6 protein-coding genes are annotated in these 11,687 nt (G+C 74.7%); 3 read left to right on the top strand and 3 right to left on the bottom strand.

Annotated features, from left to right (window positions below; genetic code table 11):
• Nucleotides 1–60: 60 nt before the first annotated feature.
• Together ACPFP2_RS07840 and ACPFP2_RS07835 are read right to left on the bottom strand one after the other, a co-directional pair.
• Nucleotides 61–2,052 (bottom strand): acetoacetate--CoA ligase, encoded by a 1,992-nt coding sequence (locus ACPFP2_RS07840; RefSeq protein WP_424087527.1) that lies wholly within the window; start codon nucleotides 2,050–2,052, stop codon nucleotides 61–63.
• Between the two features lie 175 nt (nucleotides 2,053–2,227).
• Nucleotides 2,228–2,743, bottom strand: a complete 516-nt coding sequence (locus tag ACPFP2_RS07835) for an acyl-CoA thioesterase (RefSeq protein ID WP_424087525.1) — start codon at nucleotides 2,741–2,743, stop codon at nucleotides 2,228–2,230.
• Nucleotides 2,744–2,766: 23 nt separating this feature from the next.
• Between ACPFP2_RS07835 and ACPFP2_RS07830 the strand changes: the two genes are divergently transcribed.
• Nucleotides 2,767–3,444, top strand: a complete 678-nt coding sequence (locus tag ACPFP2_RS07830) for a hypothetical protein (protein ID WP_424087523.1) — start codon at nucleotides 2,767–2,769, stop codon at nucleotides 3,442–3,444.
• A 42-nt stretch (nucleotides 3,445–3,486) separates the two neighbouring features.
• Here ACPFP2_RS07830 and ACPFP2_RS07825 read toward each other — a convergent pair whose 3' ends face one another.
• Nucleotides 3,487–4,650, bottom strand: a complete 1,164-nt coding sequence (locus ACPFP2_RS07825) for an acyl-CoA dehydrogenase family protein (protein ID WP_424087521.1) — start codon at nucleotides 4,648–4,650, stop codon at nucleotides 3,487–3,489.
• Nucleotides 4,651–4,900: 250 nt separating this feature from the next.
• On the opposite strand from ACPFP2_RS07825, the gene ACPFP2_RS07820 reads away from it, so the two are divergent.
• Together ACPFP2_RS07820 and ACPFP2_RS07815 are read left to right on the top strand one after the other, a co-directional pair.
• Entirely contained in the window at nucleotides 4,901–6,328 is a 1,428-nt protein-coding gene (locus ACPFP2_RS07820) for a UDP-glucose dehydrogenase family protein (RefSeq protein WP_424087519.1), read from the top strand.
• Between the two features lie 154 nt (nucleotides 6,329–6,482).
• The gene (locus ACPFP2_RS07815; protein ID WP_424087517.1) at nucleotides 6,483–11,399 is read left to right on the top strand and encodes an SCO7613 C-terminal domain-containing membrane protein; all 4,917 of its coding nucleotides are present in this window, start codon (nucleotides 6,483–6,485) and stop codon (nucleotides 11,397–11,399) included.
• Nucleotides 11,400–11,687: the final 288 nt, after the last annotated feature.

Below are 11,687 nucleotides of genomic sequence, written 5' to 3'. Positions count from 1 at the left end.
TGCAAGATCGCCGGGGGTAGAGGGCGGGGGCAGGGGCAAGGGGGAGGGCAGGGGGAGGGGTTAGGCGGGGGTGGGGGTGTCGGTGGTGGGGGTGCGGCGTTGGGCGAAGGCGGCGAAGGCGGTCAGGGACTCCGGGTTGGCGAGGGCGCCCTTGGCGGCGGCGTTGTCGACCGGGGTGCCGGTGAGGATCTTCTTGACCGGGACCTCGAGCTTCTTCGCGCTCAGGGTGCGCGGGACGGCGCGTACCTGGTGGATCTCGTCCGGGACGTGCCGGGGCGAGAGCGAGGTGCGCAGCTCGCGGCAGATCTTGCGCCGCAGGTCGTCATCGAGCTCCAGGCCCTCGGCGAGGACCACGAAGAGCAGCAGCTCACCCGCGCCGCCCTCGTCGTCCTCCAGGTGCACGACCACCGAGTCGACGACCTCGTCCAGCCCCTCCACCACCGAGTAGAACTCGGCGGTGCCCAGCCGTACGCCGCCCCGGTTCAGGGTGGCGTCGGAGCGACCGGTGATCACGCAGCCGCCCCGGGAGTTGATGGTGATCCAGTCGCCGTGCCGCCACACGCCGGGATAGACCTCGAAGTACGCCTCGCGGTAGCGGCGGCCGTCCGGGTCGTTCCAGAAACCGACCGGCATGCTCGGCATCGGCGCGGTGATGACCAGCTCGCCCAGCTCACCGACGACCGGGGTGCCGTCGGCGGAGCGGGCCTCCACCCGCGCGCCGAGCGCCCGACAGGTGATCTCGCCGGCGTGCACCGGCAGCAGCGGCACCCCGCCCACGAAACCGGTGCAGACGTCCGTGCCGCCGGAGAGCGACTGGAGCTGGAGGCGGTCGCCGACCGTCTCGTACACCCAGGTGAAGCCCTCGGCGGGCAGCGGCGCGCCGGTCGAGCCGAGCCCGCGCAGCGCGGAGAGGTCGGCGATCTCCGCAGGCACCAGGCCGGCCTTGCGGCAGGCCAGCAGGAACGGCGCCGAGGTGCCGAAGTACGTGGTGCCGGTCTCCTCGGCCAGCCGCCAGAGCGCCCCCAGGTCGGGGTGGCCCGGGTTGCCGTCGAAGAGCACGATCGCCGCCCCCACCGCCGGGCCGGAGACCAGGAAGTTCCACATCATCCAGCCGGTGGTGGTGAACCAGAAGAACCGGTCGGACGGGCCCAGGTCGTGGTGCAGGGCCAGCATCTTCAGGTGCTCCAGCAGGATGCCGCCGTGGCCGTGCACGATCGGCTTCGGCAGCCCGGTGGTGCCGGAGGAGTAGAGCACGTAGAGCGGGTGGTCGAACGGCACCGGGGCGAACGTCAGCGGCTCGTCGGTCGGCGCGGCCAGCTCGTGCCAGCCCAACGCGCCCTCGATCGGGGTGCCGGCCGGGTCGAGGTACGCGATGCCGACGGTGTGCTCCAGCGACGGCAGCGCGGCCCGGATCGCGGCCACCTCGCCGCGCCGGTCCACCGGCTTGTCGCCGTACCGGTAGCCGTCCACGGCCACCAGCACCTTCGGCTCGATCTGCTGCCACCGGTCGGTGACGCTGCGGGTGCCGAACTCGGGGGCGCAGGAGGAGAAGATCGCGCCGAGGCTGCTGGTGGCCAGCAGCAGCACGTACGTCTCGGGGATGTTCGGGGCGTACGCCGCCACCCGGTCCCCGGCGACCACGCCGAGCCGGCGCAGCCCGGCCGCCACCCGGCGGACCTGCTCGCGCAGCTCGGCCGCGGTCAGCGTGACCGGCGCGCGGGTCTGGCCGTGCGCGATCACCACCGGGTCGTCGTCGGCCCGGCCCGGCATCCGCAGCACGTTCTGGGCGTAGTTGAGGGTCGCGCCGGGGAACCAGCGGGTGCCGGGCAGGCCCGCGTCGGTCAGGGTCGCCGTGGGCGGGGTGTGCGCGACGACCTCGAAGTGGTCCCAGATCGAGCGCCAGAAGGCGTCCAGGTCGGTCACCGACCAGCGCCACAGCTCGTCGTAGTCGGCGAAGTCCAGCCCGCGGTGCTCACGCAGCCAGCGCAGGTAGTTCCCGATCCGCGACCGCTGGAGTACGTCCGCCGGCGGCGTCCACAGCACGTCACCCACTGCTCCACCCTCCCTGAGGCCCCGCACGACACTGTCCATGGGCCGTGGCGCCATCTTGCCCTACCTCGCAGCGCCATTCTCCGCACCGGGTGCCGGCGACGGGGCGTGGCCGGCCCACACCACCGGCCCGCGTCGTGTGTGGTCGGGGCCGGTGCCCGCCCCCGGGGGTGCCGCCTCAGCCCGCCCGGTGCGCCTGGATCGCCCGCCGCTTGGCGAGCCGGTGCGCGCGACGGATCTCCGCCTCCCGGTAGCGGCGCTCGTCCTCCACGGTCTCCGGCAGCACCGGCCGGACCGGGCGCGGGGCGCCGCCCAGGTCGACGGAGACGAAGACCAGGTACGCGGTGGCCACCCGGACCGGCGCGTCCTCGACCTGGTCCCACCGCTCGGCGACCACCTTCACCCCGATCTCCATCGAGGTGTGCCCGGTCCAGTTGACCTGGGCGTGCGCGTGGACCAGGTCACCCACCCGGACCGGCTCGGAGAAGACGATCTCGTCGATCGAGGCGGTGACCGCCGTGCCGCCGCTGTGCCGGGCCGCCGCCGCGCCGGCCACGTCGTCGACGAACTTCATCAGGACCCCGCCGTGCACGGTCCCGTACAGATTTACATCGACAGCAGTCATGATGCGACTCAGCGTGACCCGCGAGTACGAGGTCGGCTTGCCCTGCGGGGCGGAGGGGTGCTCGGTCATGCCGGAAACGGTACGGTGCGCCAATGCGACATCTCTGGAGCTTCCTCGCCGGGCTGGTGGTGGCGCCCATCACCTGGGTGCTGGTCACCCTCGGGCAGGACGGGTCGGGTCGGACCGCGCGCCGCTGGGTGGAGATCGGCACGTACAGCACGCCCAACCTGATCGAACCGGCCGTCTACCTCGGCGTCGCCGGCATCCTGCTCGGCCTGCTCGGCACGTTGCGCGTCTCACCGCTCGGCCCGCTCGTCGCCGGGCTGCTGCTGATCACCCCGTACGTCGGGATGTTCATCGCACCGTTCACCGTGCTCGATTGGATCCCGGACGGCGGCAAGGTCCTGGGGGACCCGCTGCCGCTGAGCCTGCCCGTGCAGAACGGCACCCTGTTCCTGATCGGCCTGCTGCTGCTGATGGCGACGTTCAGCGTCCAGCGGTGGCGGCGTTGGCCGACGCCGGCGACGGCGACGTCCGGGGCGGAGCTGACCCCGGCCGACGACACACCGCCGGAGAACACCTTCACGCTCAGCGACTGGCCGCCGCCGACTCCGCGCGGCGAGTCGGACACCGCGCCGCTCTCGCTCGGCTACCCGGCTCCGGACACGCCCACGGAGCCGCTGCCCCGGCGCTCGGGCTCCGAGTCGCCGTGGACGGCCCCGCCGCCGCGGTACGGGTCCAAGCCGGAGGGCAGCACCGAGAACCGTTGACGGCCGCGGGCGGGCCGGGTGACCGGCCCGCCCGCCCGAACGTCAGCCCTTGAGCAACTGGCGGGCCATCACGATGCGCTGGACCTGGTTGGTGCCCTCGTAGATCTGGGTGATCTTGGCGTCCCGCATCATCCGCTCGACCGGGTAGTCCCGGGTGTAGCCGTAGCCGCCGAGCAGCTGCACCGCGTCGGTGGTGATCTCCATGGCGGCGTCCGAGGCGAAGCACTTGGCGGCCGCGCCGAAGTAGGTCAGGTCGGCGTCGCCCCGCTCCGACTTGCCGGCGGCGGCGTACGTCAGCTGCCGGGCCGCCTCCAGCTTCATGCCCATGTCGGCGAGCATGAACTGCACGCCCTGGAAGTCCGCGACCGGCTTGCCGAACTGCTTGCGCTCCTGGACGTAGCCCTTGGCGTAGTCGAGCGCGCCCTGGGCGATGCCGACGGCCTGGGCGGCGATGGTGACCCGGGTGTGGTCCAGGGTCTTCATCGCGGTGGCGAAGCCGGTGCCCTCCGCGCCGATCATGCGGTCGGCCGGGATCCGGACGTTGTCGAAGTAGACCTCGCGGGTCGGGGAGCCCTTGATGCCGAGCTTCTTCTCCGGCGCGCCGAAGCTGACCCCGGGGTCGGACTTCTCGACCACGAAGGCGGAGATGCCGCGCGAGCGGGCTGTGGGATCGGTCACAGCGAAGACCGTGTAGAACTCCGACACGCCCGCGTTGGTGATCCACCGCTTCACGCCGTTGAGCACCCAGTGGTCGCCGTCGCGGACGGCCTTGGTGGTCATCGACGCCGCGTCGCTGCCCGCCTCCGGCTCGGAGAGGCAGTACGAGAACATCGCGTCGCCGGAGGCGACCTTCGTCAGGTACTTCTGCTTCAGTTCCTCGGAGCCGGCCAGGATCAGCGGCATCGTGCCGAGCTTGTTGACCGCCGGGATCAGCGAGGACGAGGCGCAGGCCCGCGCCACCTCCTCGATCACGATGGCCGTGGCCAGGGCGTCCGCCCCGGCGCCGCCGTACTCGACGGGGATGTGCGCGGCGTGGAAGTCCGCGGCCCGCAGGGCGTCGTACGACGCCTTCGGGAACTCGCCGGTCTCGTCCGCCTCGGCGGCGTTGGGGGCCACCTTCGCGTCACAGACCTCACGGACCGCCTCACGGATCGCCTCGTGCTCCTCGGGCAACCGGTAGACGTCGAACGACTGCTCTGCGGCCATGTCGGCCCTCCCCTTTCACCGCTATCATGCGCAGTCTGTGGCGTCCGGGAGACCGCCGACTGCCGCAGACTGAAGGATAGCCACCAGGTCCGGCCGGACCTTACCGGCGGGTAGGCTCGCGCACGACAGGCGTCGACACGGCACAACTACCCTCACACAAGACGACAAAGTTCCCCTCGGTGCCCGGCCATGGCGCCCCAGCCGATTGCGACGCAACGAAGCGCCGCCAGTGCGAGCGGAGAAGACAGGCGTGACGATCCCGTACCCGAACATCCAGCCGGTGCCCGCCATCGCCCCGGTGACGCCGCCCTCGGGTGCGCCGCGGCCCCGGGTCACCTTCCTCGGCACCGGGTACCTCGGCGCGACGTACGCGATCTGCTACGCCGAGCTGGGCTACGAGGTCCTCGGCTTCGACGTCGACGCCGACAAGATCGCCAAGCTGAACGCCGGCGAGGTGCCGATCCACGAGCCGGGCCTCGACGAGCTGCTCAAGCGCAACCTGGCCGCCGGCCGGCTGCGGTTCAGCACCGACATCGCCGAGACCGCCGAGTTCGGCGATGTGCACTTCATCTGCGTGGGCACCCCGCAGCGCGCCGACGGGATGGGCGCGGACCTGTCGTACGTCGAGGCGTCGGTGACCAGCCTGGCCCAGCACCTGACCCGCAAGGCGCTGATCGTCGGCAAGTCCACCGTGCCGGTCGGCACCGCCGAGTGGGTGGAGCAGCTGGTCGGCAAGCACACCCCGACCGACCTGGGCGTCGAGGTGGCCTGGAGCCCCGAGTTCCTCCAGGAGGGCTTCGCCGTCGACGACGTGCTGCGCCCCAACCGGATCGTGGTCGGCGTCAAGAGCGAGTGGGCCAACGCCATGCTCTACGCCGCCCACAAGGGCGTCTTCGACCTGGCCGCCACCGAGGACCGGGAGGTCCCCCTGGTGGTCACCGACTTCGCCACCGCCGAGCTGGTCAAGGTCGCCGCGAACGCCTTCCTGGCCACCAAGATCTCCTTCATCAACGCGATGGCCGAGGTCTGCGAGGCCTCCGGCGGCGACGTCACGCAGCTGGCCCGGGCCATCGGGTACGACCCGCGTATCGGCAACCGGTTCCTCCAGGCCGGCCTCGGCTTCGGCGGCGCCTGCCTGCCCAAGGACATCCGCGCCTTCCAGGCCCGGGCGCAGGAGCTGGGCGCCGGCGAGGCGCTGCGCTTCCTGCACGAGGTGGACCTGATCAACCTGCGCCGTCGTACCCGGGTGCTCCAGCTCGCCGCGGACCTGCTCGGCCGCCGCTCCGGGCCGGCCGGCCCGGACTTCGCCGGCACCCGGATCGCCGTGCTCGGCGCGACCTTCAAGCCCAACACCGACGACGTCCGCGACGCCCCGGCGCTCGCCGTCGCCGCGCTGCTGCAGAAGGCCGGCGCCGACGTGCACGTGTACGACCCGCAGGGCACCGAGAACGCCCGTCGGGTGGCCCCCGAGCTGACCTACGAGGCCAGCGTGAACGACGCCGTCACCGGAGCCGACCTGGTCTGCGTGCTCACCGAGTGGGCCGACTTCCGCAACGCCGACCCGGTCGCCCTCGGCGAGCTGGTCGCCGGCCGCAAGGTGGTCGACGGACGCAACTGCCTGGACTCGGCACTGTGGACGCAGGCCGGCTGGGAGTACCGGGGCATGGGCCGCCCCTGACCTCGTCCTGACGCGCCGGCCGGGAAGCACCGCTTCCCGGCCGGCGCGTTTTGTTGTCCCGAATCGCACTGCCGGGTGTCGAAATCCGCGCCGGGTCAGGGCATGCTGCGACAGTGGGGATCCACAGTGCGGTTCGGCCGGGTGGAGGGGTGTGGTGGAGAACTTTCAGTGCTCCTCGTGCGGGCGGCAGTTCACGCCGGCCGCCCACTGCCCGCACTGCGGGGCCGAGCAGCCGCGCTGGCGCGAGCACCTGGCGGAGATCGAACGCTCCATCGCGGAGCTGAAGGCGCGCGACGCCGCGATCGCCGCCGAGCAGCGGCAGATCGCCGCGAAGATGCAGGCCGCCCTCTTCCAGCGGGACATCCTCGCGCACGCCGGTGAGGAACGGGTCAAGCAGGCCACCCGTCCCCGGCGGGTGCTGCGCCGCAAGCCCGGCCGCCGCCCGCCGACCGCCGCCACCGGCGCGCCGCCCCGGGTGCCCCGGCAGGGCGCCGGCCCCGCCGGTCCCGACGAGCCGCCACCGGGCCCACCGCCCCGCGCCACCGCCACCTGGCTGGACGCGGACAACCCGGAGCACCCGCCGGAGGCGTCCTCCCGCGAGGTGCAGAACATCCCGCTCGGGCTCGGCGCGCTGCTGCTCGCGGTGGCCGCGGTGGTCTTCGCCGCCGTCGCCACCAGCTCGATGGACGCGCTGGCCCGGCTGGGCATCCTGCTCGTCGCCACCGTGCTGCTGCTGCTCGCCCCACCCGTGCTGGCCCGACGGGGGCTGACCTCGACCGCCGAGACCATCGCCACGGTCGGCCTGCTGCTGGTGCCGCTCGCCGGGTACGCGCTGTGGGCGGTGGACCGGATCGGCAACGGGGGCGCGTCCGGCGCGGTCTTCTCCGGCATGATCTTCGCGGTCACCGCCGGCGTCGCCCTCGCCTACGCCAAGGGCACCGGCCTGCGCGCGCCCCGCTTCGCCGCCGTGCTCGCCGCCCAACCCGTGGTGCCACTGCTGGCGTACGACCGGGTCACCGGTCCGGGCGGGTGGGCGCTCGTACTGACCGTGGTGGCGGTGCTCGACCTGTGGCTGGCCCGCTCCGGGCTGCTGCTCGAACGCCCGGTCCGCGACGACCTGCCACCGGCCGACCCGGCCGCCCCGGCCCCGCCCCGGCAACGCACCTCCGGCGAGACCCGCCCGGAGACGGCCCCCGAGGAGTCCGGCGAGGTGCTCGGCGGGGCGACCGCCCCCGCGCCGCCGGAGGCGGCCCGCCCGGTGCCGTGGCTGCCCCAGCTGACCTGGCTGCTGCACGGCGCGGCGGCGGCGCTCGCGCTGGCGTACGGAGTCACCGCGCTGCTGCGCGCGAGCACCGTACCGGCGGCGGTGGTGGCCGGCGCGGCGCTGCTGCTCGCGGCGGCGGTGACCCTGGCCGGCACGCTGGTGCTGCGCCGGCCGCCGCTGCCCGACGTGGGCGCCGGCATCTTCACCCTGGCCGTTATCGGGGCGTTGGGCCGGATCGCCTCGGTCGCCTTCCCCGGCCGCGCGCTGCTGCTCATCGCCGCCGTCATCACGCTCACCGGGCTGGCTGTCCGGGCCGTACCGGAGGCGGCCCGGCGCGGGCCGCAGTTCGCCTCGGCGGCGGCGCTGACGGTCAGCGGCGTGGTGGTCGCCGGGGGTGCCCTGCGGGCCGGCCTGGCCCCGGTCCGCGCCGCCCAGCCCGCCTGGTCGGCCGACCTGGACCGGTTCCCCGCCGAGCTGGCCGCCGCGGTGGGGCCGGCCGCCTGGCAGCTCGCCGCCAGCGCCCTGCTGCTGACCGTGGCGGCGGTGCTCGCCCTGCCACCGGAGATCCGTCGGGAGTTCGCGGTGGTCGGCGCGGGGCTGACCGCGCTCGCCGTGCCCGCTTCCCTCGGCCTCGGCTGGGCAGCGGCGCCCTGGCCGATGGTGCTCGCCGCGGTCGCCATCGGGGTGCTCGGGCTCTCCGCCGGCACCGAGCGGGCCGCCCTGGCGCACGCCGTCACCGCGACCGTCGTGGGGATCATCGGGGCCGGCGCCGCGCTGAGCCGGCCCGCGCCGACCGCGGCGGCGCTGACCGTGCTCATGCTGGCCGGGGTACTGGTGGCGCTCGCGCCCCGGGTGCGGATCACCCCGGCGGTCGCGGACACGCTCTCGGGCTGGGCGGCCGGCGGGGCCGCGTTCGCGTTGCCCGGGGCGGTGGCCGCCTTCGTCGCCGCCACCGAGCCGGCCGGCCCCGCGCCCACCCCGGCGGTGCTGCGCGAGCTGACCGTCCCGATCCTCGCGGCGAGTTTCCTCGCCGTCTGCGTGACCCTCGGGTACGCGGCGATGGTCCAGGTCTCCCAGCGGCACATCGCCCTGCCGCACGCGATCGGCACCGGCCTCGGCGCGCTCGCCGTCGTCGGAGCGGCCTTCTTCGCGCCGGGCCGGACCGCCGCCGACGCGTGGGTGGGTGGGCTGCTGCTGGTCGCGACCCTGCTGCTGCTCTTCGCGCCGAAGATCGACGCGTCCCGCCGCTCGGACGCCACGTTGGACAGCTCCGACCTGGCCGCAGCCGCGGTCACCGCGGCGCTGATCGCCACGCTGGTCCGGATCGCCGCGGTCATCTCCCCCGGCGGGCAGCTCGTGGTGGCCGCCGCGCTGGTCCTGGTGGTCGCCGTCGCCGCCCGCGCGATGCCGGAGGAGTGGCGGCGCGGCCCGGTGGCCGGCATCGCCGTCGGTGGGGTGCTGATCGGGCTGATCGCGGGCTGGTCGGCGCTGCGCGGCGGCTGGGGGGTGCTGGCCACCCCGGGCCCGATCTGGGCCGGTGACCTGACGGGCTGGCCGGCCGCCCCGACCGGCGGCTCCGCCTGGCAGGCCCCGGTCGCGCTGGCGCTGCTCGGCACCGTCGCCGGGATCCTTCTGCCCCCGCCGTGGAAGTACGACGTGGCCGGCGCCGCCGCGGTGCTCGCCACCATCGGCGCGCCCGCCGCGTTCGACCTGCCGTGGTGGTCTCCGGTGCTGGTGGGCCTGGCGGTGGCCACCGTCTTCGGGACGGCCTCGGCGGCCACCGTCGATCCGCGCGGGGCGCTGTCCCGGGCCACCGTGGCCGGCGCCGTCGCGTTGCACGCGGCCGGGGCCGGCCTGGTCCGCCCGTGGACCACCGCGCTGGCGCTGGGCGGCGTCGCGCTCATCGGCCTGGTCGTCGCCGGCCTGGCCCGCACGTTCGCGTCGTCCCTGGTGGAGGACGTCGAGACCGAGGGGATGCCACCGCACCTGGTGCAGATCGGCGGGGCGGCGGCCGGAGCGGCCCTGCTCGCGCTGCCCGGGGCGGTCGCCGCGCTGGCCGCGGAGTTCGGTCACCCCGCCCAGGTGGTGCTGACCGCCGCGCTGGCCGCCTCCAGCGTCGGGCTGGCGGCGGTGGCCGCGGTCCGCCGCCAGGTGCCGCAGTACCTGCCCTACGCGAGCGCGGCGATCGTCGGCGGCGCGACGATCAGCGCGCTGGCCGCCATCTTCGCCGGCCTGCCCTCCGGGGTGTACGCCGCCGCGGCCGCCCTGCTCGGGGTGCTCGCCGAGCTGGTCCGGGCGGCCACCGTCCCGCCCGTCGGCTCGGCCCAGCCGGTACGCCGCTGGGCGGTGCTGCTGGACGGCGCCCTGCGCCGGCTGCCGGACGACGGGACGCGCCGCCGCTGGCGGGTCAGCCCCGCCGCCGGCGCCCTCGCCGCGGCGGCCCTGCCGACCCTGCTGGCGTTGGCCTCGCTGGCCCCGCTGCTCTACGTCGCGCTGGTGGAGCCGCACCGGATGCTCTCCCGGATCTGGCAGGGCCCGCCCCCGGAGCTGCTCACCCCTCCGCCGGAAGCGGTCGACGGCACGCACGTGCTCACCGCCCTGCTGCTCACCGCGACGGCGGCGCTGGCCGCCACCGGCCTCGGCGACGGGCGGCGCTCACGGGCCGTACCGGTGGTGCTGCCCGGGCTCGCGGTGACCCTGCTGATCACGCCGACCGCCCTGGGTCACGCCTGGCCGGAGAGCACGCTGGCCTCGCTCGCGGTCTTCACCATCTCGATGCTCGGCCTGGCGCTGACCCCGCCGCCGCCGCTGGCCGAGCGGGCCCGGTCGCTGCGGGTCGCCCGGGTGCTGGTCTTCATGATCGGGCTGGCCGCCGGCGGCGCCGGGCTGGCCGGCAGCCTCGGCGCCCGGGGGTTGACCCTGTTCACCCTGGGCGGGGCGGTCGGCGTCGGCACGGTGGCGGCGCTCTTCGGCACCACCCAGCGGGCGCGGATCCTGGGCTGGCTCTTCGCCTCGCTGATGGCGCAGCTCTTCGTGCTCACCGCCGGCCTGGTGGCCGGGCTCGCCGCGGTCTGGTCGGCGTTCGGGGTGCTGGCCGTCGGCGCGGCGTTGCAGGTCTTCGCGGCCACCCTGCCCCGGCTGCGCCGCCCCGAGGCGCAGCGCGAGGCCGCCACCGTGGAGTGGAGCGGGTACGGCGCCGCGCTGATCGCCCTGGCGCTGGCCTTCGACTCGCCCCGGCACATCGCCGCCCTGCTCGCCGCCTGGGGCGCCGTGCTCGGGGTGGCGGCGACCCGGCCGGGCCGGCGCCCGGTGGAACGGCGCATCCTGTTCTGGTCGGTGGTGGCCTGTGAGATCACCGCCTGGTGGATCCTGATGCAGGTCGCCGACGTGGCGCTGCCCGAGGCGTACACGTTGCCGTTCGCGGCGCTGGCGCTGCTGGTGGGGGTCCTCGAACTGCGGCACCGGCCGGACCTGTCGAGCTGGGTGGCGTACGGGCCGGCGCTGGTGGCCGCGTTCGTGCCGACCCTGGCGATCGTGCTGGCCACCGAATCCAGCATGCTGCGGCAGGTGCTGCTGCTGCTCGGTGCGGTGGCGGTGCTGATCTTCGGCTCGATGAGCCAGCAGCAGGCGCCGGTGATCGTGGGGGCCACGGTGACCGCGATCGCGGCGGTGCACGCCCTGTTCAGTCTCGGCCCGTGGCTGGTGCTGATCCCGGTCGGGCTGGTGCTGCTGGTGCTCGGCGCCAGCAACGAGCGGCGTCGCCGGGCCCAGGAGCGCCTGCAGACGGCGCTGCGCGGCATGCGATGAAGCGGAGGGGCCCTGCGGTGTGACTGCCGGGTTGCGCCGAGCGGGCCGGGTGGGACCGGGGGTGCCGGTGCTTCCGTCGGCGCTCCCGCCGGACGGCGGCGCTGTGCATGCGTCGGTCGCCACCGGCCCGGGGCGGATCGGACGCTGTCACGCTGGGCGAGGTTCGAGCTCAGCCGGGTGCTGCGGTGTGCGCCCTTTGCTCTGCAGCCACCCACGCACCAGTAACCGCTAGTAACTGACTGGACGGAGGTCGCATGGAGGGCTCGTCGCATCGACCCTGATCAGGGC

The organism is Micromonospora citrea, from assembly GCF_049629545.1.
GTDB lineage: Bacteria > Actinomycetota > Actinomycetes > Mycobacteriales > Micromonosporaceae > Micromonospora > Micromonospora citrea_A.
The sequence above is the reverse complement of the archived record's forward strand: the minus strand, read 5'-3'. Positions and strand labels throughout refer to the sequence as shown.

What these genes read in the sequence shown, in the direction of transcription:
- ACPFP2_RS07835 (WP_424087525.1), bottom strand. Translation starts at nt 2,743, where the DNA reads ATGACCGAGCACCCCTCCGCCCCGCAGGGCAAGCCGACCTCGTACTCG.
- ACPFP2_RS07830 (WP_424087523.1), top strand. Translation starts at nt 2,767, where the DNA reads ATGCGACATCTCTGGAGCTTCCTCGCCGGGCTGGTGGTGGCGCCCATC.
- ACPFP2_RS07825 (WP_424087521.1), bottom strand. Translation starts at nt 4,650, where the DNA reads ATGGCCGCAGAGCAGTCGTTCGACGTCTACCGGTTGCCCGAGGAGCAC.